Source organism: Pseudonocardia aurantiaca, from assembly GCF_039526725.1.
Lineage (GTDB): Bacteria > Actinomycetota > Actinomycetes > Mycobacteriales > Pseudonocardiaceae > Pseudonocardia > Pseudonocardia aurantiaca.
The window spans coordinates 184,888-209,000 of sequence record NZ_BAAAJG010000016.1 but is presented as its reverse complement, the minus strand read 5'-3'; the positions used below and the strand labels follow the sequence as shown (position 1 = coordinate 209,000).

The window sequence follows — 24,113 nt, the reverse complement described above, 5'->3', positions numbered from 1 at the left end:
CAAGGCGCCCCCGCACCCTCGTACCGGGCGTACTCGGGTGCGGGGGCAACGCGGCGAGGCGTCGTTCTGGCCCGCGAGGACCCGGCGGACGTTCGTGGCCACCGCACTAAGCACGGACACGCCGGTCGCGCTGGACACCCGCGCGCTCGCCGTCGCGTTGCGCAGTGAGCGATACCTCCGACGCGACGGGGAGCCAGCCGGGAACCCGTTCGACCCGCTCTCGGCGTTCCACCGCACCGCGGACGGCTGGTTGCGCCTGCACGCCAACTACCCGTGGCACCGCGCGGCCGCCCTCCGCGTGCTCGGCTGCGGCGAGGACGACGCACCCGCCGCGATCGCGGAGCGCCGGGGCTTCGAGCTGGAGACGGCGCTGCACGACGCGGGCGGTGCACCCCGGCGCGCCGCTGCGACCGAGGCAGGCATCCCGGTGACCATCGTCCCCATGGCCGAGATCCCAAGGCGCGCGCGGTGGTCGGGCCGAGGTGCACCGGGGCACCTCGCCGCCTGCGGAGCGCGCCGACCTGCGCGCCACCCCTGGGGACGCTGCTGGCGCACGAACGGATGCCGCGCGGGTGGCAACGGCAGCTCGCGGCGGTCGCGGGCGTGGCTCGGCAGACGGTGGAGCGGATCGAGACGGGTGAGCGCCGCCCGAGTGTGGCGATGCTGCACCGGCTGGCACGCGCGCTGCGCAGCGAGTCCAACGACCAGTCGGCGGTGGCGCTGGCGGAACGCTTGGTCGAGGCCTGTGGAGCAAGCGTGGTCGACTACTCGCGACGGCCTCACCGTCGCCGGGAGCGGCTGGCCGCGCAGGTTCGAGCGTCGGCGGCCGGGAAGCCCCCTGCCACGCCTGCGGACGACCTCACCGGGGTGGTGTTCGCGGAGCTGGCGAACGGTCGGGCCGCCCGGTGACCGCGCGGAGTCCGGACCCGTGGGTGGCCCGCCGCCGTGAGCTGGCCCGGGATGCGCGCCGCCGTGTGGCCGAACAGTTCGTGGAGGCGACCGGCGGCCCGGTGGCATGGCCCGACCCGTTCGGTCGGCTGTCGTCGGCGGCGCTCAACGAGCTGGACCGGCGGATGCCTCCGCGGCCGGAGGACCCGGGGACCGGCTTAGGCAACCGGACCGACTCCGGAGCCACAGACGACGAACAGCCTGCTGATGACGAGGAACGCGCCGCCGCCGCTGGCCACCTGATGCACCGCCCTGCCGCTCACCGTCGCCGACGACGGCACGGTGCTCGTGACGCTCGACGGCCACGACCCGGCGCCGTTCACCGCGCCCGTGGTGCGGGCGGCATTCCTCGCGGCCGTCGAGACCTCGCCGACGTCGAGCAGCTACACCGAGGCGGTCGCGCGGGCCCGCGCGGTGCTGGCCACCGCCGACATCGAGGCGGCGATGCGCGAGCCCACGCAGCAGACTCGCACTCGCGACCAGGTGGCCCGGGAGCGGCGGCGCCGCCTGGCCGCGGAGCGCGACGAGCAGGCCCGCCTTCGGGCCGACCTGGTGGCTGCGCTCGACGCCGCTCGACGGTCTGGTTAACCGAGCGCGGGTGGACCACCTGATGCGAGAAGATCTCCGCATGACCATCGCGGGTTCGATGCCGCAGGTAGTCGAGCGTGAGGGCAAGGTGCGGTTCGCGGTGGGCTCGCCAAGTGGGCCCCGGTCGCAGTCCTGGGTGGTCGCAGGTCACACCGGCAAGAGTGCTAACCGCGACACCAGCAACGATGTCTACGTCGGCACCCGCAAGCAGATGGGTCTGATGAAGCTCTCGCTGCACCAGCGCGAATGGCGGCTGGCTGTCCCGCGGCAGACGGCAGAGCGGTTCGCAATCCCGCTTGCTGACCGAGCTGTCGCGGTCTGGCCGCCAACGCCGGAGATCGCGCAGGGGGCTGGGTGGAGGACCAGCGGGATGATCGTCATCCCTGATTCCTCGCTGGGCCCCACGTGGCTGGAGCGGCGGATGGATCGCGTCACGTTCTTCCCGGCGCCAGAACCCGGCGCCGAGCGCATCGTCATCCTCATCGTCGGTGCACCGGGCGCCCCGGAGTTCAGTCTTAATCCCAGCCGAGATGGCGGCCGCCTGGCTCTCCCCGGCGGGGGCACGGTTCGGTTCTGGATCGAGCAGGCGCCGACCCGGCCGGACCTCGCGGCCGAGCTTCCGGACGTTCGCCGGGCGGCTGCTCGCATGCCCGGGGCGGTGCTTCCGGGGCACGGCTTTGCCCACACCAGTAATCGGCAAGGGGTGCCGGTGCTGGTCGATCTCGGATTGATCACCCGGAGCCACGCTGCTGCGGACTGACGCGCCGCGCCGACGCGGCGCGGCGCGGTCTACTTCTCGGGGAACAGGTCGCGCGACTCCTTCGCCGCGTCGAGCAGCTTCTGGGCCAGCGACTCCGTCACGATCACGCGTTCGGGCGCCTCATTGTTCCGGCGGCACCACTGCGTGGCTGCGCTGGCGGTCAGCTCGCGGTCGGCGATCTCGTCGAGCGCGGCGCGCACGTCCGGCCAGGGCCTCCCCGGTCCCGCGCCCGCCCGCTGGCCGGATTGTCGGTTGCCGGGTGGAGAGCGTGCCATCCATCCGGGCGACCCGGTAGGCGGCGAGGCGGACGAGGAGCGTTGACATCGGACGGAGGGTCACGGAGCTGCGCCGCTAGGGTGACGGGCGTTGTCGACGAAGGGGGGCCCGGTGTCAGACAGGGTCATCGAAGATCCGATTCTGAACCGGCCCTATGACGAACCGAGCCGACACTTCGAGTTCGACGTCGATGGCATAACTGACATGATCGCGGAGCGTCGTCGTCCGTCGTCGTACTTCATCCCGGTCCCGCAGTCCCGGAAGGGCGGCAGGCAGCTCGAACTCACCGAGCTGACCGCCGACCAGATCCAGCTAAACTTGCTGGTCAATCGCATCCGCGAGCACGTCACGGTGTGGCGGCACGCGGGCTACGGGAACGTCAGCCCCACCACGCGCCGGTTGCTGGAGCATTGGGCGGATCCCGAGCGTGACAACCGCGTCCTGTTCTGCCAGCGCGAGGCAGCCGAGACCGCGATCTACCTGGCGGAGGTGGCACCGCGCACCGGGGACGTCTGGATCCGCAACGAGCTAGCGGGGGCGAACGCCGAGTACAACGACGGCCTCAACCGGGTAGCGCTGAAAATGGCGACGGGCTCGGGCAAGACCGTGGTGATGGCAATGTTGATCGCCTGGCAGGTGCTCAACAAGGTCGCGACACCCCAGAACAAGCTCTACTCGAAGCGGTTCCTGGTTGTCACACCCGGGCTCACGATCCGCGACCGGCTGCGCGTGCTGCTGCCGTCCGATCCGGAGAACTACTACCGGCTGCGCGACCTGGTGCCCGCCGACCTCCTCGGCGGACTGGGGCAAGCGCAGATCGTGATCACCAACTACCACGCGTTCCTGCCTCGGGAGCTGGCCACGGCACGCGGCGTGAGCCGTCTGACCAAGGACGTGCTCAACCCCGGTGGCGGACCGAGTCCGTTCACCGAGACCGAGGGCCAGATCGTCACCCGCGTGCTGCGCGATCTCGGCGGCTCGCAGGAGATCGTGGTTTTCAACGACGAGGCGCACCACTGCTACCGCGGCAAGGTCGACGACGAGAAGCTCACCAGGACAGAGCGCACCGAGGCCAAGGAGCGCAACGAGGAGGCCCGGGTCTGGCTGACCGGGTTGCAGGCGATCGAGAGTTCGGTGGGCGTCAAGACCGTCTACGACCTGTCGGCCACCCCATTCTTCCTGCGAGGCTCTGGGTACCAGGAGGGCACGCTGTTCCCGTGGGTCGTCAGCGACTTCGCGTTGATCGACGCCATCGAGTCCGGCATCGTGAAGATCCCGCGCATGCCGGTGGACGACAACCAGGTCTCGCGCACCGTCACCTACCTTGACCTTTGGTCAGAGGTGCGCGACGAGCTGCCGAAGGGCGGGCGACGCGGGCAGGTGGCGCTCGACCCCACCCAGATGCCTGACACTCTCGAAACGGCACTGCGCGCGCTGTACGACTCCTACCAGCGTCGCTTCGACGCTTGGGAAGAGGCCGGGGATGGCGGCGGGACGCCACCGGTCTTCATCGTGGTGTGCAGCAACACAAGCGTGTCCAAGTGGGTGTTCGACTGGATCGGCGGCTACAAGCGCGACGACATCGCGATCCCTGGGGAGTTGCCGCTGTTCTCCAACGTCGCCGAGGACGGTCGCTGGCTGCGCCGGCCGCGCACCATCCTCGTCGACTCCGCGCAGCTCGAATCCGGCGACGGAATGTCGGCGGAGTTCAAGAAGATCGCCGTCACCGAGATTAATGCGTTCCACGCCGACTACGCCCGCCGGTTCCCCGGCCGCACCCTGGACGACGTCTCCGACACTGACCTGCTGCGCGAGGTGATGAACACTGTCGGCAAGCCGGGCAAGCTCGGCGAGCCGGTGCGCTGCGTCGTCAGCGTGTCGATGCTGACCGAGGGCTGGGACGCGAACACCGTCACCCACATCCTCGGCATACGGGCGTTCGGAACCCAGTTGCTGTGCGAGCAGGTGGTCGGGCGCGGCCTGCGGCGGCGCTCCTACGCGGTGGACGACAACGGCTACTTCACCCCGGAGTACGCCGACGTCATCGGGGTGCCGTTCCGGTTCATCCCCACCGTGGCGCAGACCAGGGACGTCACGCTCAAACCAACCAGACGAGTCCACGCCGAACAGGAACGGGCGGCCGCCAAGATCACCTTCCCCCGGCTCACGGGCTACCGGACCGAACTCTCCGAGAGTCGGCTGTTCGCCGACTTCAGCGACGACACCCGGCTCGTGCTGTCCACGGCCGACTTTCCGACCGAGACCACAATTGTCGGCATTGTCGGCGACGAGGACACCCTCACCCTCGCCGAGCTGAAGGCCACGCGCGAGCAGACGGTGGCGTTCGAGCTAGCGAAGCTGCTCGTCGCCGAGTACCTCGACGTGCAAGGACAGCGACTGCCTTGGCTGTTCCCCCAGGCCCTCCGCCTGACGCGACAGTGGCTCGCCGAGCAGGTCGACTACCACGACGACACCTTCCCGGGGCTGCTGCGGATCAAGCAGACGGCCCGTAAAGCGGCGGAGAAGATCGTCCGCGCGATCACCTGGGTCGATGGGGCGCGAGTGGGAACGGTGCTGCCCGTGCTTCGGTCGTTCGACGCGGTGGGCAGCACCGCCGAGGTTGACTTCTTCACCACCAAGACCGTTTTCGGCACCTCGCCGGACCGCTGCCACGTCAACTACGTAACGCTCGACGGGCCGGGCGGGAATGAATGGGAGCGCGCCGTCGCGAAGACTCTCGACACCATGCCCGGCGTCGCCGCGTACGCGAAGAACGACCACCTGGGCTTCTCGGTGCCGTACACCCACGAGGGCATCACTCGGCAGTACGTGCCCGACTTCCTCGTGCGGCTCGACGAGGCCGAGGACAGCGTCGCGCGCACGCTGATCGTTGAAGTATCGGGTTCCCAGAAGTCGCCGGGCCCCACCGCGGAGAAGGCGGCGACCACCCGCACGAGCTGGGTGCCCGCGGTCAACGCCCACGGCGGCTTCGGCCTGTGGGGCTACTGCGAAATCGGGACGGCCGAGATCACGCAAGCCAAAAAGGTACTGACCGCGGCGATGGCCGCACTCCGCGAGCTGGACCCGCCGGCCCGCCGATCGAGGGGAGCCGCCTGATGCCACCGCGCCGCCGAACTGCTGACGGGCCGGTGCCAGTGGAGGCGGTCCGCCACGCAGACAAGCGAGTCAACATCCCCACCGCCGACGCAAAGGACTTCGTGTCGCGTGACGCGGCGACCATCGACAAGGTCCACTACCCGCGCGACCCGTCCCTGGACCCACAGCTCGTTTGGAGGGGCAAGGACGGGCAGGACTCCGAGGACCTGATCGCCGACGCCCCGCCCATCTACATCCAGGAGAAGATCGACCCACGCGTGCTGGTGGAGAACCTCCGCCAGACCTCCGTCAACGGTTCGGCCGAACCGGAGTACACGCTGTTCGACGACTTCGACGGGCTAGAACCGTTCCACAAGATTGACTTCTACCAACATAGCGCCAACTGGTCTAACCGCATCGTGCTCGGCGACTCCCAGCAGGTGATGGCTTCGCTCGCGGAGAAGGAGAACCTCCGCGGCCAGGTGCAGATGATCTACTTCGACCCGCCGTACGGCATCAAGTTTGGATCCAACTGGCAGGTGTCCACGCGCAAGCGGGACGTCAAGGATGGCAAGGTCGAGGACGCCACTCGCGAGGTGGAGCAGATCAAGGCCTTCCGCGACACGTGGGAGCTAGGGATCCACTCCTACCTGTCGTACCTGCGCGATCGACTTGTCGTGGCACGTGACCTCCTGACGGAGTCGGGGTCGATCTTCGTGCAGATTGGTGACGAAAACGTGCACTTGGTGCGAAGCCTCCTCGACGAGGTCTTCGGAAGCGCAAATTTCGTCAGCCTCATTACCTTCAAGAAAACGAGCACCGCGACCGGCGAGCTGCTCGCAGGTGTGACCGACTTCCTCCTCTGGTATGCCAAGAGTAAAGATCGAGTTAAATTTAGGAACCTTTGGCGTACGAAGGTCCCGGGCTTGATTGGAGGTGGCCAGTACAATCTAGTTGAGGGCCCAAAAGGTCAGATTGAGCCCATTGGCGATCGCACGCCCGATAATCTCGATGGCTGGCGTATTCTCGCTCACTCGCCGCTCACGAGTCAAAGCGCTGGACGAGACAAGGGTGAAGGGGCTGCCTCGTGGTTCAACGTAGCGTTCAATGGCAGATCCTTCCGGCCCTCAATGCAAGAGCGCTGGAAAACAAACGAGTCTGGAATGAACAGGCTTAAAGTAGCGAATCGCCTTCTGGCAATCGGAAATACTCTTCGCTATCGCAGATACCTTGAAGACTTTCCAGTCTTCCAGTATTCGAACAGTTGGGAGGATACCGTAACGTCGGGCTTCGGTGACCCCAAATTCTACGTTGTGCAAACTCATACCCGAGTCGTTGAGCGTTGTCTGCTCATGACCACCGACCCCGGCGATCTCGTCCTCGACCCGACCTGTGGCTCCGGCACCACTGCCTACGTCGCCGAGCAGTGGGCCCGCCGATGGATCACCATCGACACCTCGCGGGTCGCGGTTGCGCTTGCCCGTCAGCGCCTGATGGGCGCGAAGCTCCCCTACTACCTCCTCGCCGATTCCGTCGCGGGACGGGCAAAGGAGCAGGAGTTGACCCGTGAGCCGGCCCCGTCCACCGGCACCACCGACGACATCCGCAAGGGCTTCGTCTACCAGCGCGTCCCGCATGTGACGCTCAAGTCGATCGCCAACAACCCCGACATCGTTGAGGGCATGAGCCGCGCTGAGATCGACGCCGCTGTCGCTCGGCATGCCGAGACCGAGGTCCTCTACGACAAGCCCTACGAGGACAAGAAGAAGGTCAGGGTCTCGGGACCGTTCACCGTCGAGAGTGTGTCCCCGCACCGCACCACGAGTTTCGACGCCGAGATCCCGACAAGCGAACAGGCGGCCGAGCAGTCCGACGAGGACGCCTACCTGCGCACGATCCACGACAACCTGCTCGCCGCCGGCGTGCAGAACGGCCGGAAGTCCGAGCGGCTGATCTTCGAGTCCCTGGAACCACACGGCCACCCGCTAATCCAGTTCGTGGGCGAGCGCCGGGGCGGCGGCAACGGCACGCCGCAGCGGGTCGCGGTGAGCGTCGGCCCGCAGTACGGCACGGTGAGCGCCGACTGGGTCAAGGACGCCGCCCGGGAGGCTCTGCGCGGCCGCGGCTTCGACATGCTCGTCATCTGTGGGTTCGCCTTCGACGCCTACACGTCGGAGACCGCCACGGAGTTCGGAGCCGGGAACGCCACCGACTTCGCGTCCGTGCACGCCGAGCGGGAGCTAGGCAGGTTGCCAGTGCTTCTGGTGCGGATGAACGCCGAACTCGCCATGGGCGACGCGGTGCTAAAGAAGACCGGCACAGCGAACCTGTTCACGATGTTCGGCGAGCCCGACGTGCAGATCGACCGCACCGAGCATGAAGTCGTCGTCCGGCTGCGCGGCGTCGACATCTACGACCCCACCACCGGCGTCATCCGCAGCAACGACACAAGTGAGATCGCCCTCTGGATGATCGACAGCGACTACAACGAGGAGTCGTTCTTCGTCCGGCACTGTTACTTCTCCGGCGGCGGCAACGACCCCTACCAGCGGCTCAAGCGGGCGCTCAAGTCCGACATCGACGAGGCGGCGTGGGCGACGATGTACGGCACGCGGTCGCGTCCGTTCCCAGTGCCGAAGACCGGGAGGATCGCCGTCAAGGTGATCAACCACTACGGCGATGAGGTTCTGAAGGTATTTGAGGTGCCCTCGGGCTGAGGCTGCGCTGTGGCGATCACGGCCGCCGCGTGTTCCGGTCCCACGCCACGCCTGGCGCCGGTCGGTCGGTGGCTGATCGTGCTGTCGACTTGGAGTTCCCATCGCCGCTCGCCGTGGCGGGGCGATCGGCGACTTAGGCAGCCCGGTCATCTTCGCCGCATACGAGGCCGATCACCTTGGTGAGGACGTCACGCCCGACCCCGGCGACGCTGGTGGCCGCGCACCGCAGCCGGGACCGCTTCGCAGGCTCCGGCTCGTCTCGGCCGCCTCGGCGAGGGCGGCGATCAGCTCGGCGGCGAGCTGGTCTGCGCGGTCGGGCCAGGCTCCCGTCTCGCGCAACCCGCGCTCAGTGACGCTCATGACGAACCCCGTGCGGCCGAGTGTCCCTTCCCGTTGACCATCCCCGCGTTCGTCAGTCGTGGGACAGACGAGTAGCCCGCTGCTCGTCGAGGTCAAGGGCAGTGAAGATGGTGCACAGGTAGGCCGCGGCGTGCACCGGGAGCCGCGGCGAAGTAACTCAGGCGCCCACGGCCGCGAGCCGCGAAGGCCGCTCGGCCTCCGCCCGGTCCTCGGGGTGCTCGGGGGTCCGCTGGACGCGGTAGAGGGCCATGCGCAGCTCGCGGATGTCGCGGGAGCAGCCCGTAGCCGGCCAGGTGGTGAGGTCGTGGCCGTAGCGGTGGCGGTTTCCGGTAGTCGGCGGCGTCCGAGCACGCTGATAGAGGTGGTTCAGTCCCGGCTTGCGCCGTCCGGCCAGATCACGGTGACCGGCACACCGCGCTGCTTCGCGGCTTCCACGACATCGGCGGTGCCGCCGTAGCCTCGGGCCGGTTCGCCGTCCCAGACCGCGAGGAGCCGGTCTGCCTGGCCCAACATGTACATGCTGGCATCCATGTGGGACTGCGAGGTCGATTCCCGGTGGCCGAGCCGAACCACCTCCACGGCCCTGCTGATCAACGCGTCATAGACGGGGTGGTGCTCGGCGGGCAGGCCGTCCCGGTACTCGGCGGCCGGGACGACCACAACCAGGGAGCCGCTGGCGTCGAGGACCGCTTGGGCGAAGATGCTGTCCGCGCCGTCGGCCAGGCACGTCAGCCCGATCAGCGCGGTGTCGGTGTGTTCGGCGAGCTGGCGCCGGATGGCCGTGTTCACCAGGTTCACGGTTGGCTCGGGTAGCTCGCGGTGGCCGGTGATCGCGATCTGCATTACGTGTGGGCTTCGTACAGGGTCATCAGCGCCTCATCGAGGTTCCGGGCCGCGTCGGTGCGGGCGGGGAGGCTCGCGCGGAACTGTCGAACCCGCGAGGTGATCCGCTCGCTGCTGTACTCGCGGCCGATCCGCAACGCTTCAACCGCCAGCGCGCAGCCGTCGTCGATGCGTCCATGACCGGCGAGTACGTGGGCATGCTCGATGCGCATCAGGGCGCGCGGTTTGGGTGCGCTGAGGGTCGCGGGGATGGCGTCGAACGCGACGGCAGCGCCGCGCAGGTCGCCGAGCCGGGCGAGCGCACTGGCCTGGTAGCGCACGACTTTGGCCTGATCGAAGGTGAACACCCAGGGCCAGACCGGTTCCCCTGGCCGGTTGGCCGCTTGCTCGGCGCTGCGCAGGGCCGCGTAGGTGCTCGCGCGGTCTCGGAGCGCGGCGTGCGCGACGGCGTGGAGCGACGCGAGCCACGCCCGCGCCGACGGCGGCCCGGACGGGTCGAGCTGGGCAGCGGCCCGGTCGAGGAGGATCACACCTTCGCGAGGGTCGCCGGATTCGACCGCGAAATGCCCCAGCGAGGCGGTCATGTAGGAGACCAGCAGCGGGTGGTGGGTGCGCTCCGCGAGGTGGATGGCCTCGGCGTAGCGGCGGCGGGCGACCGCGTTGTTTGCCCTGTCGGCGGCCAGCCACGCCGCGAGGCCAGAGATCTCGGCGAGCACGGAGAAGCCGGTAGCGCTGCGCAGCTGCCCGCTCACGATGTCGGTCGCGAGCGCAAGGTGGGCGTCGACGGCGGGGGCCAGGCGCTCTGAGGAGACGGCCTGTTCCATGTGCCGGTAGTGGGCGGTCGGCCCGGACATCGCCGCGAGCACGTCCGCAGAGTCCCCACCGGCGACGGCCGGGGCGTAGCCCGTGAGGGTCGCCCCGACTGAGGCGCCGAGCGCTGTCTTCAGGAACGTCTTTCGGTCCACATCTTGTGGCTTCCCACGCGGAGGTCGCGCGAACCCCAGGTCACGGTCTGTATCGGCGTCCAGGATGGCACGCAACGCTGCGCGGTATCGAGCAGCTGGCCAGCGGATGACTCCGCGCTCCCATTTGCCCACGTGGTTGGGGTCGACGGCGGTCACCTGGGTGCCGCCGCTAACCCGAAAGATGTGCGCATTGGTCGCGTCGGCCAACTCTTGCCGCGTCATGGGCTCGCCGGGAGCAGAGGGCGATTCGACCCGTTCTCGGGCGGCTCGCAGCCTCTCATTCGGTTGCGGCACGCCGGGCTCTCCTCTGCTCCTGACGGGTCAAACCCCCGGAGGGGTGTCGCGGCGGCGCGCAGCTGATCCGTCGGCGACGCGCTCCACCTTCCCGGGGGCGATCATCATCGTCACACAGTCGGTAGCCGAATGCGCGCACACGGGCACAACGGGAGCCTCGAAACGTCCCCGAACTCTCCCCTTGACATCCCGTGTCCCAGCCCATCCGCCGGTGGTGTTATCGCGGGAGGCTCGGAGCCGTGGCCGACGAGCTGATCACGTTCATCGCCGCGGAGCCGGGGATGGCCGACCGGCTCATCCGCGAGCACGCGAGCGACCCCTCCGGGCATTGCCGGGTCTGCTCCAGCGGCGCGCAGGCGGGCCGGTCCGCCTGGCCCTGCACGCTGCGACGGGCGGCTGTCGCGGCCAACACCGCTGCCGATAAGCAGCAGGGGTGAGCCGGATGTGGGGACCGGGCGGGGCGAGTAGCGGCCTGCGATCGTGGGACACCCGGGTCGTGTTCGTCGAGCAGCGCGGCCGCTGGTGGTCGAACGCCTGGCGCGAGGCGACGAAGAAGCGCATAGAGGCGAACCGGGAGAAGGCGGCAGGGCGTCGAGCGGCGCGAGCCGCCGCTGAGAAGGCGCAGCCGTGAGGCCCAGGGTGTGGAGCACGCGGGTCGTGTTCATCCAGCGGCACCGACGCTGGTGGTGGAACGCCTGGCGGGAGTCGACTGCGACGGAGCTGTACGGGTTCGCGGACTCGCAGGAGGACGCGAGCCTGGCGATGTACCGGGCGATCGAGCAGGCCGGAGAGGTCACGCGCACCGCTCGGGACGTACGCCGCGACTCCTGATCTCGGCCGGTGTGAGGCTGCTCAGGCCGAGGGGGAGCCGGAGTTCGTCCCGACCAGCATCAGGTAGCCCGGGCCGGCCCGGTTGCGTGAAGTCATGCGGACTGGTCCTGCTGGCCTTGTCCACGTACCTGAGGCGTCGGTCGGTCCTCGCGTCGCGCGTCCGCGTCCTGGCCCTTCAGCAGCGAGGCCACCACGAGCAGCATGCGCAGGAGCTTCACGAAGGCGAGCAGCGAGACGACGAAGAACACGATCGTGCCTGCCGGGTTCGGCACGCTGACCGCGGCGTAGCCGATTACGATGGCGCCGAGGAACATCACGCCGAGGCTGCGCAGGAACACCCCGGTGAGATGTGGGCCCCACCTCGCGCGCATCCGGCGCGTGGTGGGGTTCTCCAGGGCCGAGTAGGCGAACAGCGCGGCGACGCCGAACGCCGCGACGTTGGCCAGCAGCGAGGATGTGCTGCTCATCGCTGATCGCTGCCCGTCGGGATCGGTGGCGCCGAACAGCTGGACGACCGGGCTCCACCACAACACGGGGAACGCGATCACCGCGACGAGCACCCAGTCGAGGCTCGGCCGGTCGATCGGGCCTCGCCGGGATGTGCCGGTGGTCATCTCCGGGGCCCTCCGTGATCGTCTACGTCATCGGGTCATCAGCGACGGCTGCACGCAGGTCGTCCTCGAACTTCTCAACGGCGGTGATGATGGCATCGAACGCCGACTGTTCTGAGACGGAAGTGCGCTCGCCGCGGTCGAGGCTGATCGTCCTCTTGATGGTGAAGCGGTGCTGGATCAGGTCGATGGACTCAGCCTTGATCCCGCGGTTGTCCTCGTCGAACACCCTCACCTTGGCCTTGTTCAGGTTCTCCAGCCCGATGGTGCGGACGAGTTCCTCCGCCGCGAGGTAGAGGTCGCGTCGCTGGCGGGAGTCTTCAGGGGTTCTGGCCTTGCTGACCGTGAACTTCATCGCGATCTTGCCGGTCGCGTACCGCGCGGGATGCAGGAAGTGATCAAGAGGGCCGGACACGTCGCGGTCGAGGACCACGGAGGGACCTGCGAACTCCAGGTAGGTGAGGCCACCACCGTCGTGCATGTGCCGCCACCGGTCGGGGTCGATGACGGGCTCCACAGCGAGCTGCACGTTGAGGATCTTCGTTGCGTTGATCCAGCGAGCCACCGCCTGGGGCGACGGGGCAGTGGGCTGCGACCGGAGCAGGCCGAAGACGTTGCCGAACTCCAGGAACTTGACGAACGTCGACTCGATCACCTCCCAGCCGTCACCGGTCGTGCTCATGTCGGCGAGGGTGCCGGTATTCCGGTGCTGCTGACGGGGCATGTCGTCTCGGGTCTTGGTGAGCACGAGGTGGTCGACCAGGTCCCTGGTGTACGTCGTCCCGGTGATCTCGCTGTTGTCGATCGCGTGTCGGGAGCGCCCGTTGCGCGCGTCCTCCGCGACCTCGGCCATGAACGCTGGCCAGTCGACGTCTCCAAGGGGCGTGAGGTCCGGCGCCTGCACGAGGCGCCAGAACGCGACCGTGCGCTTCAGGGTGCGGGTTTGTGGCATGTCTGCCTGCCTTCTGGCGAGCCGCTACGGCCTCGCCCGTCTACTCGTCGCTGCTGGGGCCAGCGCCGATCACACAACGCCGCGGGGGACGGCGCCTCTCACCTGGAGTCGCTGGGGTCGACCCTCCAATCGGTGAGGTGAGTTACACCGTAATTATTCAACCGAGCCCAGCTCGTTTACATACTCCACTTTGGAGGCGACCGGTTGGATCTGCGCGACGAGCGTGCAAGGCGGTACCGCCAAACGGACTAACAAGCCGGATGACTTCAGTTACTGGTCGTAGGTCGCGGCGCGCCATCGCCACGATCGAGACCCTGCGGCGCAGGCTTGCGTTCATGACGTCCTCGCGCGCCCCCTACCGGCTGGAGATCAAGGCCGCCCCGGCAATGCTGGCCCCGCGCCCGCAGACGAGCGCGCCCGCCGTCGGGGCGACGACGATGGACCCGGCGCGCGCCACGGTGCGGATGGTGGTGGCGGCGGTGGTGACGGGCGCGGCGCCGAGGTTGGCGACGTGATCGGGCTCGGTGCGTTCGCGCGCTGACGAGCAGGCCCGGGTTTAGCGCTAGCCTCTCGATCCCGTTAGCCCCACGCTCGACGATGCCGACGCCGGGGCTACCTCTTGGGCAGCTGGCCCGCCCGCTGGAGGAGCCGCACCAGGTCGTCAACGACCGTCTCACCCTCGGTGATCCGCTGGGCGACCGTGCGGCCGCGCACCTCCACACCCAGCATCGCCGGTGTGCCTGCCGCGATCGCCCGGCCTCCGCGCCAGCGCGAGGTGATCCACGAGGTCGTCGTGCTGCCGACCGGCGTCGATCAGCGCGGCGACGTGCTCGAGCGCGGCGCGCTGGCCGACGCGATGACCCGGCGCACGCCCGGCGTGACGATCCGCGACGACTGGAACCGGCCGGTGGGCCGCGTCCTGTCCGCGGTCGAGCTGCCACAGGGTGACCCGCGGCTGGCCGTGCGCACCGAGGCCGAGTGGCGCGCGGCCGCGGGCCCGCCACCCCCGCTCGTCGAGCGTCGCCTGCTCGGATCCGCAGCGCCGCGGCCCTACCGCAGGCCCCGGGTGCTGGACCTGACCCGCGTGATCGCCGGGCCGGTCGCTACCCGCACCCTCGCCGCCCACGGCGCCGACGTGCTGCGGATCGACGCCCCGGGCCGCCCGGAGATCCCGCTGCAGGCCTTCGACACGCTGCCCGGTAAGCGCAGCGCGCTGCTCGACCTCGGTGCACGCCGGGACGTGCTGGCGGAGCTGCTGGCGGGCGCCGACGTCGTCATCGCCGGGTACCGCCCCGGCGCGCTCGACCGCTTCGGTCTCGCGCCCGAGGACCTGGCGCGGCGGCACCCGGGGCTCGTGGTCGTCACGCTGTCGGCGTGGGGCCACCGCGGGCCGTGGGCGAGCCGGCGCGGGTTCGACAGCCTCGTGCAGGCCGCGTGCGGGATCGCGGTCACCGAGGGGAGCGCCGAGCAGCCGGGGGCGCTGCCCGCCCAGGTGCTCGACCACGCCACCGGCTACCTCGCCGCCGCGGGCGCCCTGCTCGCGCTCGCCGAGCAGCGTGAGCAAGGCGGCACGCACCACGTCCGGCTCGCGCTGGCCGGCACCGCGGCCTGGCTGCAGGGCCTCCCGCGCGCCGAGCCGGCCACTGTCCCAGACGTGGATCCGGGCCCCTACCTGCAGGACCTCGACGCCCCGGCCGGCCGGCTCACGGTCGCCGTGCCGCCCGGGACGGTCGGCGGCCGCCCGCTCTCCTGGCCGCCCCCGCCGCCGTCGTTCGGCACGGCGGCACCGGACTGGGCAGGCGGGTAGCGTCAAGGCCGTGACGTCCCCGATGTCCGTTCTCGCGCAGGACCCCACCGGCCTGTCGTCGCCGCTCGGCCAGCTCGCCATCGCGGTCGGTCTGGTGGCCGCGGTCGTCGTCACGCTGCGCTGGTGGTGGACCAACCGGAAGCGGTAGACCCGGTGAGGTCGGCCGGTATCGGTCCGGTCGACCGACTCCGATCCGACTCCGGATCGGCCTCGAGGTCCCGGCCACCTCGTCATCGGCATCCTGGGGCATGCCCCCCGTACACGTGGGCGATCCGGTGCACTGATGCGTCTACACGGCCTTCAGGAACCCCCCGTCGACGACCATGTCGGCCCCAGTAGTGCTCGCGGAGCGGGGCGAGACGAGCAGCGCGACCATGTCCGCTACCTCCTGCGGGTCGACCAGGCGGCCGGTGGTCAGGTTCATCATCTCGGGCGCGACCTCGTCCAGTACCGCGTCCCGGTCGGCTCCGACGTGCGCCGCGAGGATGTCGGCCGCCCCGCCGTCGTCGGTCCACCACGCTGTGCGCACCGGACCGGGTGACACGGTGTTGACCCGGATCCCCTGCGGGCCGAACTCCTCGGAGAGCGACTTCGTGAGGTTGTTCAGCGCGGCCTTCGCCGCCGAGTAGTCCACGTTCATGGGGCCGGGCTGGCGAGCGTTGCCGCTGGAGACGTTGACGATCGAGCCGCCGCCGCGTTCGAGCATCGGCGGAAGCGCCGCGCGAACCGCGCGCACGGCGGAGAAGAGGTTGAACTCGAACATCGCGAGCCAGTCGGCGTCGGTCGGCGCGCCGAACGAGAAGCGCGGCAGCCGCACGCCGGGCGGCGGGCCCCCCGCGTTGTTGACGAGGATGTCGAGGCCGCCGAACTCCTCGACCGCACGGGCCACGACGCGAGCGGGGGCGTCGGGGTCGGTGAGGTCGGCCGGTGCATGGACCAGTCGCGGCCCGGCGAGTTCCGCCAGCCCGGGAGAGCTCGTGCGGGAGGCCACCACGACCCTCGCGCCCTCGTCGAGGTGCGTGCGTGCAATGGCCAGGCCGATGCCTTTGCTGCCACCCGTGACCACGGCGACGCTGTCCTTCAGGTACAGGTCCACACACACGAGTCTCGTCCCGGGACGAGGCCCGGTCTGGCGGGTTCCGGACGCCCGGCTGTCGCGTCCGAAAACCGCTACCCCAACCGATCGCGGCCGCAGCGGGTCTCCCCTGGTGCGCCAGTGAGGCGCAGACGATCGAAGGAGACCAGCCATGAAGCCGATCCGTTCCCTCGCCGCCCGCGCCGCCGCCACCGCCGTGCTCGCGACCGCCCCCGTCCTCCTCGCCGCGGCTCCGGCGCACGCGGCCCCCGGGACCTGGGCCGCGATCGCCATCTCCGTCCAGACCGGCAACATCGGCTACTCCTACGAGCACCCGTCGGCGGCCGCGGCGGCGAGCGCCGCGGTCGACGAGTGCAACGTGCGTGGCTGCCAGACGGCCGTGCAGGTGAGCAACGGCTGCGCCGCCGTCGCGCAGGCGCCGAACCGGTCATGGGGCTGGGCCTACGCGGCCTCGCGCGTGGCCGCGGAGCGGGAGGCCGTCCGGTCGACCCCGGGCAAGGGGGCGCGCGTGCTTGCCTGGGTCTGCACGGGCGCACACCAGTAGCCCCCGGGCAGCCCGGTGTTGCAGCATGGCCCGGTGACCGTGATCGCCGTTCCGTACCACCTCGACGAGCACCTGCCGGGCCTGGAGCTGCCGCTCGCCCCCGACCACACGGTCGTCGCCGATCTGCCGGAAGGCGGCCGGTGGCAGCGGATGGCCGCCCTGTACGAGCAGGTCGCGACGCTCGTCGCGGAGGAGGTGGGGGCCGGCCGGGTGCCGGTGGTGCTCTCGGGCGACTGCACCACCTCGCTCGGCGTGGTCGCGGGGCTGCAGCAGGCCGGGCGGGCGCCCGCTCTCGTGTGGTTCGACGCGCACGGCGACGTGCAGACGCCGGAGACGTCCACGTCCGGCTACCTCGGCGGCTTTCCCGTCCGGCAGCTCGTAGGCGGCTCGGACCGCACCGTGGCCGAGCACATCGGGCTGCGGCCCGTGCCCGAACGGGACGTCGTGCTGGTCGACGCGCGCGACCTCGACCCGGCCGAGGCCGAGTACCTCGCAGGGGCGGCCATCCGCCGGGTGCCGGTGGCCGGTCTGCCCGGGGTACTGCCGTCCGGGCCCGTCTACTTGCACCTCGACGTCGATGTGGTGGATCCGGAGGAGCTGCCGGGCCTGCTGTTCCCGAGTCCGGACGGGCCGGGGCTCGCGGACGTCACCGCCGCGGTGCACGCGGTGCTGCACTCGTGTGACGTGGTCGCGATCGGGCTCGCGTGCACGTGGCACCCGGGTACGGGCGGCAACCGGGTGATTGCGAGCCTGGCAGAGGAGCTCGTGGCCGGCTGACCCTCGAGCTCCGAGCAGACGGGCCGCCACATCGCCCTGCGCGGCCGGGGTCGCGTTTGCCATGGCCGGTTCGTCCGGAACTGTCGGTACGCAGGCGCATCATGGACGACGTGAGTCCGCTCGACCGCTTCTCCCCCGCGACCAGTGAATGGTTCCGCGGGGCCTTCGCGGCGCCCACGGCCGCGCAGGAGGGCGCGTGGAGCGCGGCGCAGGAGGGCAAGCACGCCCTCGTCGTCGCGCCCACCGGCTCCGGCAAGACGCTCGCGGCGTTCCTGTGGGCGCTCGACCGGCTCGCCGCGGAGCCCGCCCCCGCCGACCCCCGGCACCGCTGCCGTGTCCTCTACGTCTCCCCGCTCAAGGCGCTGGCCGTCGACGTGCAGCGCAACCTGCGCTCGCCGCTGGCCGGCATCCGCCAGGCCGCGGGGCGGCTCGGGCTGCCGGTCCCCGACATCACCGTCGGTATGCGCACCGGCGACACCCCGGCCGACGAGCGCCGCCAGTTCGCCCGTACCCCGCCCGACGTCCTGGTCACCACACCCGAGTCGCTGTTCCTGCTGCTCACCTCGGCCGCGCGCGAGTCGCTGCGCGGCGTGGAGACGGTCATCGTCGACGAGGTGCACGCCGTCGTCGGCACCAAACGCGGCGCGCACATGGCGCTGTCGCTCGAGCGGCTCGACGAGTTGCTACTGAGTTCTGCGGGACACCCGCACCCGGGAAGGCCGGCACAGCGCATCGGGCTCTCGGCCACGGTCCGCCCGCTCGACGAGGTGTCCGCCTTCCTGGCCGGCGCGCGGCCGGTGGAGGTCGTGCAGCCGCCCATCCCGAAGACCATCGAGGTGCAGGTCGAGGTCCCGGTGCCCGACCTCGGTGCGCTCGACGAGCGGCCCGCGGTGGGCAGCTCCGACGAGGAGGTCATCGGGTCGGCGGCAGGCACCGCGCAGCGCCCCTCGATCTGGCCCGCCGTGGAGCGGCGGCTGCTCGACCTGGTGCGGGAGCATCGCTCCACCATCGTCTTCTCCAACTCGCGTCGGCTCGCCGAGCGGCTCACGGCCCGGCTCAACGAGCTCGCGGCCGAGGACGCGGAGGAGGCGGTCGATCTTGAAACCTTCCCGGCCGAGGCCGTCGGCCAGTCCGGCATCGGCGGGGGCGCCCCGCCCACGGTCGCGAAGGCGCACCACGGCTCGATGTCGCGCGAGCAGCGCACCATCGTGGAGGAGGAGCTCAAGGCCGGCCTGCTCCCCTGCGTGGTGGCCACCTCCAGCCTGGAGCTGGGCATCGACATGGGCGCAGTAGACCTCGTCGTGCAGGTGGAGGCGCCGCCGAGCGTGGCGTCGGGGCTGCAGCGGGTGGGGCGCGCGGGCCACCAGGTGGGCGCGATCTCCCGGGGAGTCGTGTTCCCCAAGTACCGGGGCGACCTCGTCTCGTGCGCAGTCGTCGCCGAACGCATGACGGCGGGCGCGATCGAGTCGCTGCGCTACCCGCGCAACCCCCTCGACGTGCTCGCCCAGCACATCGTCGCGATGGTGGCGCTGGAGCCGTGGCAGCTGGAGGACCTCGCTCGGGTCGTCCGCCGGGCGGCCCCGTTCGCGGCGCTGCCCGAGTCGGCCCTGCACTCGGTGCTCGACATGCTCGCAGGGCGCTACCCGTCGGAGGAGTTCGGCGAGCTGCGCGCCCGCATCACGTGGGACCGGGTCACCGACACCTTGCAGGGCAGGCCCGGTGCGCAGCGGCTCGCGGTCACGTCCGGCGGCACCATCCCCGACCGCGGCCTCTTCGCCGTAATGACGCCCGGCGGCGCCGATGGGCGGGGCTCGCGGGTCGGCGAGCTGGACGAGGAGATGGTCTACGAGTCGCGCGTCGGCGACACGTTCCTGCTCGGCACGTCCAGCTGGAGGGTGGAGGACATCACGCACGACCGCGTGATCGTCACCCCCGCCCCGGGGCAGCCCGCGCGGATGCCGTTCTGGAAGGGCGAGTCCATCGGCCGCCCGTTGGAGCTGGGGCGCGCGGTCGGCGCGTTCGTGCGGGAGATGGCCGGGCTCTCCGACGAGGCCGCCCGGGAGCGGGCATCTGCCGCGGGCCTCGACGCGTGGGCCGTCGACAACCTCCTCGCCTACATCCACGAGCAGCGCGACACCACACGCCACGTGCCGAGCGACCGCACGATCCTCGTCGAGCGGTTCCGCGACGAGCTGGGCGACTGGCGGCTCGTGGTCCACTCGCCGTTCGGCGCGCAGGTCAACGGGCCGTGGGCACTCGCGATCGCGGCCCGGATGCGGGAGCGGCGCGGGGTCGAGGTGCACGCCTCCGGCGCCGACGACGGCATCGTGCTGCGGCTGCCCGACGCAGTCGACGAGTCGGGGGCCGAGGTCGTCCCCACCGCGGAGGACGTGCTGCTCGACCCGGCCGAGGTGGAGCAGGTCGTCGTGGCCGAGCTGGGTGGCTCGTCGCTCTTCGCCTCCCGGTTCCGGGAATGCGCGGCCCGCTCGTTGCTGCTCCCGCGGCGCGACCCGCGGCGGCGAAGCCCGCTGTGGCAGCAACGGCAGAAGTCCGCACAGCTGCTGGCGGTCGCGGGCAGGTACGAGCAGTTCCCCGTCACGCTCGAGGCGATGCGCGAGTGCGTGCAGGACGTCTACGACCTCCCGGGCCTGCGGGAGCTGATGGCTGCGGTGCAGTCGCGGTCGGTACAGGTGGTCGAGGTGGCCACCCCGTCGCCGTCGCCGTTCGCGCGGAGCCTGCTGTTCGGGTACGTGGGGATGTTCCTCTACGAGTCCGACGCGCCGCTGGCCGAGCGCCGGGCCGCGGCCCTGTCGCTCGACTCCACCCTGCTCGCCGAGCTACTGGGCTCCGAGGCCATCCGGGAGCTGCTCGACCCGGAGGTGCTGGCGGAGGTCGAGGCCGCGCTGCAGCGGCTCGCGCCGGAGCGGCACGCCCGCGACGCCGAGGGGGCCGCCGACCTGCTGCGGTTCGTCGGCGACCTCACCACGGAGGAGGCGCAGGCCCGCGGGGTCCAGCCCGGGTGGCTGGCCGAGCTGGAGCGGGCGCGCCGGGCCATCCGGGTCCGGATGGGCGGCGAGGAGCGCTGGCTCCCCATCGAGGACTCCGGCCGCGTGCGCGACGCGCTCGGCGCGGCCCTGCCCGTCGGGGTGCCGGAGACGTTCACCGAGCCCGTCGCCGACCCGCTGGGCGACCTGGTGCTGCGCTACGCCCGCACCCACGGTCCGTTCGCGGCTGCCGCGTGCGCCGCCCGGTTCGGGCTGGGCGTGGCCGTGGTCGCCGGCGTGCTCGACCGGCTGGTCGGATCAGGGCGGCTGGTACGCGGCGAGCTGCGGCCGCTCGGCCTGCTCGCAGGGCCGGGCCATCAGCAGGGCGCGGAAGGCATCGAGTACTGCGACGCCGAGGTGCTGCGGCGGCTGCGCCGGGCGTCGTTGGCGCGGCTGCGCGCCGAGGTCGAGCCGGTGGAGCAGCGGGCGCTCGGCCGGTTCCTGCCGGCGTGGCAGGGCGTGCAGGCTGCCCCCGGTGGCGACCGGCGCGGGCGGATGCGCCGGGCGCCGGGCGCGGAGGACGTGCTGGGCGTTGTCGAGCAACTCGCCGGGGCGCCGCTGCCGGCGAGCGCGCTGGAGTCGCTGGTCCTCCCGGCCCGGCTGCCCGGCTACACCCCCGCGCTGCTCGACGAGCTGACGGCGGCGGGAGAGGTCACCTGGAGTGGCTGCGGTCCACTGGCAGGCAGCGACGGGTGGCTCGCCGTCGCACCCGCCGACGTCGCCGACCTCCTGCTCCCGGAGCCGGAGCCGGACGTCGCCGCCACTCCTCTGCACCGGGCCCTGCTCGCCGCACTTGGTCTGCCCGAGCTGGACGCGCCCCCCGTCGGCGGTGGGGCGCTCTTCTTCCGTGAGCTGGCCGACCGCACCACCCGCGCCCTGCTCGACGCGGGCGAGGCCGCCGCACCCGACGACGCCGTGGTCACGGCGATCTGGGACCTCGTCTGGGCCGGGCTGCTCACCAACGACACCCTGGCGCCACTGCGCGCCCGGCTCGGTGGGCGTTCGGCCGGCAGTCGCGGCGGCCCGGCCCACCGCAGCAGGCGCAGCCCCGCCCGCGGCCGGTACGCGCAACTCCGCGCCGGGCGGCCGGCCATGCCGAGCCGCAGCGGGCCGCCGTCGGTGGGCGGGCGGTGGTCGCTCGCGGTCGAACGCGAGCCTGATCCCACCCGCCGCGCCCACGCCAGGGCCGAGGCCTTCCTCGAGCGCCACGGCGTGCTCACCCGCGGGGCGCTCGGCACCGAGCGCGTGTCCGGCGGTTTCGCCGGGGTGTACCGGGTGCTGCGGGCCATGGAGGACTCCGGGCGGGCCCGGCGCGGCTACGTCGTCGAGGGCCTCGGCGCGGCGCAGTTCGCGGTGCCAGGGGCGATCGACCGGCTGCGGGCGCTCTCCCGTCCCGACGGGGCACCCGTGGGCGGGGCCGAGCCCGGCGGCACGGGCCTGTCCAGCGTGGTGCTCGCAGCCGCCGACCCCGCGCAGCCCTACGGTGCGGCCCTCGCCTGGCCCGCCACCGTCGGCGACACGAAGCACCGGCCGGGACGCAAGGCCGGCGCACTGGTCGTGCTGGTCGAGGGTGCGCCCGTGCTCTACGTCGAGCGCGGCGGCCGGTCTCTGCTGTCGTTCAGCACCGACCGCGACGAGCTCGCTGCCGCTGCCCAGGCCCTGGCGGGGGCCGTGCACGAGGGCTGGCTCGGCTCGCTGGCCGTCGAGCGGGCCGACGGAGTGGGGTCGCTCGGCTCGGAGCTGGCCGACGTCCTCACCGAGGCCGGTTTCCGGGTCACCCCCAAGGGGCTGCGCCTGCGCGCCTGAGCGGGTCCGCGCCCGTCACGGCAGGAGGATGATCTTCCCGGCGGCCAGCCGGTCCTCGAACCGCTGGTGCGCCTTCGCCGCCTCGGCGAGCGGGAGGGCGCTGTCCACCAGCGGGGTGAGCTCTCCGCGCGCGGCGAGCGCGAGCACCTCGGACCGGGAGCCGTCCACCTCCGCCATCGTCGCCCGCACGAGCGACAAGCCGCGCGGTTCCAGGTCGGCGGGCTCGACCGCAGGCCAGTCCCCGCTGATGAGCCCGTAGACCACCATTCGGCCCGTGCCCGGGGTGAGCGCGTCGAGCAGTGGACGGGCAGAGGTGCCGCCGATGCACTCGAACACCACGTCGACACCCCGCGGCACACGCGACTGCCAGCCCGGCTCGGAGTGGTCCACCACCTCGTCGAAGCCGCGCTCGCGTGCCTTCGCCAGCTTCGCCCGGCCGCCTGCGGTCCCGATGACGCGGGCAACGCCGCGGCGCCGGGCGAGCTGCGCGAGGTACCCGCCGACCGGCCCGGCCGCGCTCTCGATCAGCACCGTCTCACCGCCGCCGAGCCCGGCCTGGTCCAGCACACACGCGGCGGTCGCCGCCTGGGCCGCGACGGCCACGGCGTCGGCTGCCGACAGCCCGTCCGGCACGGGCGTGACGGCTTCGGCGGGTGCCGCCAGGAGCTCGGCGTAGGCGCCGCCTGTCATGTCCATGGCGACCACCCGGGCCCCTGCCAGGGCGGGGTCGGCGCCCGGTCCGACCTCCACGACGGTGCCCGCCGCCTCGAACCCGAACACCGCCTCGCCCCACCCGCGCAGCGGCTCGCGGCCTTCCTCGACGCCGCGCTCGACCTGGTGACGAGCAACATCAACCTCATCACCGCGCACGAGCGCTCGACCGCCCACCGCGACGGTGACTCGCCGGTCTACCTGGCGTGGCACGGTCACATCGCCGCGCTCATCGCGGAGGCCCGCCCCGACCTGGACGCCGACGTGCTCGCCCACGTTGCGCTCGGGGCGATGAGCAGCGATCTCGTCGTCCGCATGCTCCGGACGGGGCAGACGGAGCGGCTGGCCCGCAGCCTGCACCACGTCGTCGGGTCGCTGCTCGGCCAGGACTCCTGATCCACCGCGCCTGCCCAGCAGGCACACTCCCGACCGAACGGGAGGAGCGCGGTGGAGCACGAGGACGACCCGGCCGACAAGACCGACCAGGCCGGGCAGAACGAGCAGAACGAGCAGAACGAGCAGGCCGAGCAGAACGAGCAGGCCGGTGCCGCCGGGGCCCCGGGGCGGGCGGACCGGCACCAGAAGAAGCGGCGGCACGGGCGGCGCACGCGGGAGCGCCGTCGCAAGCGCCGCAAGGACGAGGACCGCGACGACGCGGTGTCGGACGCTCTGGACACCGCCGACGCGGCAGTCGAGCTGGGCGGCGGATGTTCCCGGCTCCCCGGATGCGGACGCGGCAGAGGCGGACGCACGGATACCGACGGCTGCGGGTCCGGCAGCGGGTCGGGCGGGAGCCGCGGCGGTGGCGGTTGCGACGGGTGCGACGGGCCGTGCGACTTCAACCTGCTCCGGCTCTCCACGATGCTGGTCCTGGCCGCGGCGCTGATCCCGGAGCGTCCAGCAGGGAAGCAGCTGGTCAGAGCCCTCGTGCGGGCCTACCAGCGCTGGCTCACCCGGTTCACACCTGCGTGCCCGTCCACGCCGAGCTGCTCGGCGTACGCGATCGCCGCCGTGGACGCGCTGGGCGCCCGGCGGGGGCTCGTCGCCGCCGCCGAGCGCATCCGGTCCTGCGGCCCGGGCTGAGCTG

Annotated in this window: 24 protein-coding genes; 16 read left to right on the top strand and 8 right to left on the bottom strand. The window is 71.5% G+C overall.

The window, feature by feature from the left end:
- The first annotated feature begins 273 nt into the window (after positions 1-273).
- From ABD143_RS25500 to ABD143_RS25490, 3 genes are all read left to right on the top strand, one after another.
- The gene (locus ABD143_RS25500) at positions 274-909 is read left to right on the top strand and encodes a helix-turn-helix transcriptional regulator (protein ID WP_343983418.1); all 636 of its coding nucleotides are present in this window, start codon (positions 274-276) and stop codon (positions 907-909) included.
- 321 nt (positions 910-1,230) lie between these two features.
- A complete protein-coding gene (locus ABD143_RS25495) occupies positions 1,231-1,536 on the top strand; it encodes a hypothetical protein (RefSeq protein WP_343983415.1) in 306 nt (101 codons plus the stop codon).
- A gap of 40 nt (positions 1,537-1,576) precedes the next feature.
- Entirely contained in the window at positions 1,577-2,296 is a 720-nt protein-coding gene (locus ABD143_RS25490) for a hypothetical protein (RefSeq protein ID WP_343983412.1), read from the top strand.
- A gap of 29 nt (positions 2,297-2,325) precedes the next feature.
- On the opposite strand, the gene ABD143_RS25485 is transcribed toward ABD143_RS25490, so the two are convergent.
- Positions 2,326-2,496: a hypothetical protein gene (locus tag ABD143_RS25485; protein ID WP_343983409.1), complete on the bottom strand. Its 171-nt coding sequence runs from the start codon at positions 2,494-2,496 to the stop codon at positions 2,326-2,328.
- 187 nt (positions 2,497-2,683) lie between these two features.
- On the opposite strand from ABD143_RS25485, the gene ABD143_RS25480 reads away from it, so the two are divergent.
- Both ABD143_RS25480 and ABD143_RS25475 read left to right on the top strand, forming a co-directional pair.
- On the top strand, positions 2,684-5,689 hold the full coding sequence (locus tag ABD143_RS25480; protein WP_343983406.1) for a BPTD_3080 family restriction endonuclease: 3,006 nt from the start codon (positions 2,684-2,686) through the stop codon (positions 5,687-5,689).
- Positions 5,689-8,385, top strand: coding sequence for a site-specific DNA-methyltransferase (locus ABD143_RS25475; protein WP_343983403.1), 2,697 nt, complete (start codon positions 5,689-5,691; stop codon positions 8,383-8,385). Before ABD143_RS25480 ends, ABD143_RS25475 begins: the two co-directional genes overlap by 1 nt.
- Before the next feature lie 171 nt (positions 8,386-8,556).
- Here the strand turns inward: ABD143_RS25475 and ABD143_RS25470 are convergent, their stop codons facing one another.
- From ABD143_RS25470 to ABD143_RS25460, 3 genes are all read right to left on the bottom strand, one after another.
- Positions 8,557-8,745, bottom strand: coding sequence for a hypothetical protein (locus ABD143_RS25470; RefSeq protein WP_343983400.1), 189 nt, complete (start codon positions 8,743-8,745; stop codon positions 8,557-8,559).
- 366 nt (positions 8,746-9,111) lie between these two features.
- Positions 9,112-9,588: a hypothetical protein gene (locus tag ABD143_RS25465; RefSeq protein WP_343983397.1), complete on the bottom strand. Its 477-nt coding sequence runs from the start codon at positions 9,586-9,588 to the stop codon at positions 9,112-9,114.
- A complete protein-coding gene (locus ABD143_RS25460) occupies positions 9,588-10,775 on the bottom strand; it encodes an NsdA family TPR-like regulatory protein (protein ID WP_486362829.1) in 1,188 nt (395 codons plus the stop codon). The genes ABD143_RS25465 and ABD143_RS25460 overlap by 1 nt, the downstream gene beginning before the upstream one ends.
- A gap of 311 nt (positions 10,776-11,086) precedes the next feature.
- On the opposite strand from ABD143_RS25460, the gene ABD143_RS25455 reads away from it, so the two are divergent.
- Genes ABD143_RS25455 through ABD143_RS25445 form a run of 3 tightly spaced genes read left to right on the top strand, consistent with a single transcriptional unit; the run spans position 11,087 to position 11,678 of the window.
- Positions 11,087-11,284 (top strand): hypothetical protein, encoded by a 198-nt coding sequence (locus ABD143_RS25455; protein ID WP_343983391.1) that lies wholly within the window; start codon positions 11,087-11,089, stop codon positions 11,282-11,284.
- Positions 11,281-11,478, top strand: a complete 198-nt coding sequence (locus ABD143_RS25450) for a hypothetical protein (protein WP_343983388.1) — start codon at positions 11,281-11,283, stop codon at positions 11,476-11,478. Before ABD143_RS25455 ends, ABD143_RS25450 begins: the two co-directional genes overlap by 4 nt.
- Complete coding sequence (locus ABD143_RS25445) at positions 11,475-11,678, top strand: hypothetical protein (RefSeq protein ID WP_343983385.1); 204 nt, start codon at positions 11,475-11,477, stop codon at positions 11,676-11,678. The genes ABD143_RS25450 and ABD143_RS25445 overlap by 4 nt, the downstream gene beginning before the upstream one ends.
- Positions 11,679-11,770: 92 nt before the next feature.
- Here the strand turns inward: ABD143_RS25445 and ABD143_RS25440 are convergent, their stop codons facing one another.
- Together ABD143_RS25440 and ABD143_RS25435 are read right to left on the bottom strand one after the other, a co-directional pair.
- Positions 11,771-12,292 (bottom strand): hypothetical protein, encoded by a 522-nt coding sequence (locus ABD143_RS25440; protein ID WP_343983382.1) that lies wholly within the window; start codon positions 12,290-12,292, stop codon positions 11,771-11,773.
- Between the two features lie 22 nt (positions 12,293-12,314).
- A complete protein-coding gene (locus ABD143_RS25435; protein WP_343983379.1) occupies positions 12,315-13,241 on the bottom strand; it encodes a hypothetical protein in 927 nt (308 codons plus the stop codon).
- A 335-nt stretch (positions 13,242-13,576) separates the two neighbouring features.
- Here ABD143_RS25435 and ABD143_RS25430 point away from each other — a divergent pair, with 335 nt between their 5' ends.
- The 3 genes from ABD143_RS25430 (at position 13,577) to ABD143_RS25420 (ending at position 15,196) form a co-directional block, all read left to right on the top strand.
- Positions 13,577-13,756 carry a hypothetical protein gene (locus tag ABD143_RS25430; RefSeq protein WP_343983376.1) on the top strand — a complete coding sequence of 60 codons (180 nt, stop codon included), beginning with the start codon at positions 13,577-13,579 and terminating at the stop codon, positions 13,754-13,756.
- A gap of 221 nt (positions 13,757-13,977) precedes the next feature.
- Positions 13,978-15,048: a CoA transferase gene (locus ABD143_RS25425; RefSeq protein WP_343983373.1), complete on the top strand. Its 1,071-nt coding sequence runs from the start codon at positions 13,978-13,980 to the stop codon at positions 15,046-15,048.
- Positions 15,049-15,058: 10 nt separating this feature from the next.
- Positions 15,059-15,196, top strand: coding sequence for a hypothetical protein (locus ABD143_RS25420; RefSeq protein ID WP_343983370.1), 138 nt, complete (start codon positions 15,059-15,061; stop codon positions 15,194-15,196).
- A 141-nt stretch (positions 15,197-15,337) separates the two neighbouring features.
- Here ABD143_RS25420 and ABD143_RS25415 read toward each other — a convergent pair whose 3' ends face one another.
- Positions 15,338-16,144, bottom strand: a complete 807-nt coding sequence (locus tag ABD143_RS25415) for an SDR family NAD(P)-dependent oxidoreductase (protein ID WP_343983367.1) — start codon at positions 16,142-16,144, stop codon at positions 15,338-15,340.
- A gap of 151 nt (positions 16,145-16,295) precedes the next feature.
- Between ABD143_RS25415 and ABD143_RS25410 the strand changes: the two genes are divergently transcribed.
- From ABD143_RS25410 to ABD143_RS25400, 3 genes are all read left to right on the top strand, one after another.
- Positions 16,296-16,688: a DUF4189 domain-containing protein gene (locus ABD143_RS25410; RefSeq protein WP_343983364.1), complete on the top strand. Its 393-nt coding sequence runs from the start codon at positions 16,296-16,298 to the stop codon at positions 16,686-16,688.
- 33 nt (positions 16,689-16,721) lie between these two features.
- Positions 16,722-17,465 carry an arginase family protein gene (locus ABD143_RS25405; protein WP_343983361.1) on the top strand — a complete coding sequence of 248 codons (744 nt, stop codon included), beginning with the start codon at positions 16,722-16,724 and terminating at the stop codon, positions 17,463-17,465.
- A 101-nt stretch (positions 17,466-17,566) separates the two neighbouring features.
- Complete coding sequence (locus ABD143_RS25400) at positions 17,567-22,315, top strand: ATP-dependent helicase (RefSeq protein ID WP_343983358.1); 4,749 nt, start codon at positions 17,567-17,569, stop codon at positions 22,313-22,315.
- Positions 22,316-22,330: 15 nt separating this feature from the next.
- Here the strand turns inward: ABD143_RS25400 and ABD143_RS25395 are convergent, their stop codons facing one another.
- The gene (locus tag ABD143_RS25395) at positions 22,331-23,185 is read right to left on the bottom strand and encodes a quinone oxidoreductase family protein (protein ID WP_343983356.1); all 855 of its coding nucleotides are present in this window, start codon (positions 23,183-23,185) and stop codon (positions 22,331-22,333) included.
- Between ABD143_RS25395 and ABD143_RS25390 the strand changes: the two genes are divergently transcribed.
- Positions 23,153-23,422, top strand: a complete 270-nt coding sequence (locus ABD143_RS25390) for a hypothetical protein (protein WP_343983352.1) — start codon at positions 23,153-23,155, stop codon at positions 23,420-23,422. The genes ABD143_RS25395 and ABD143_RS25390 overlap by 33 nt on opposite strands.
- A gap of 51 nt (positions 23,423-23,473) precedes the next feature.
- A complete protein-coding gene (gene yidD / locus ABD143_RS25385) occupies positions 23,474-24,109 on the top strand; it encodes a membrane protein insertion efficiency factor YidD (RefSeq protein WP_343983349.1) in 636 nt (211 codons plus the stop codon).
- The last annotated feature ends 4 nt before the right edge of the window (positions 24,110-24,113 follow it).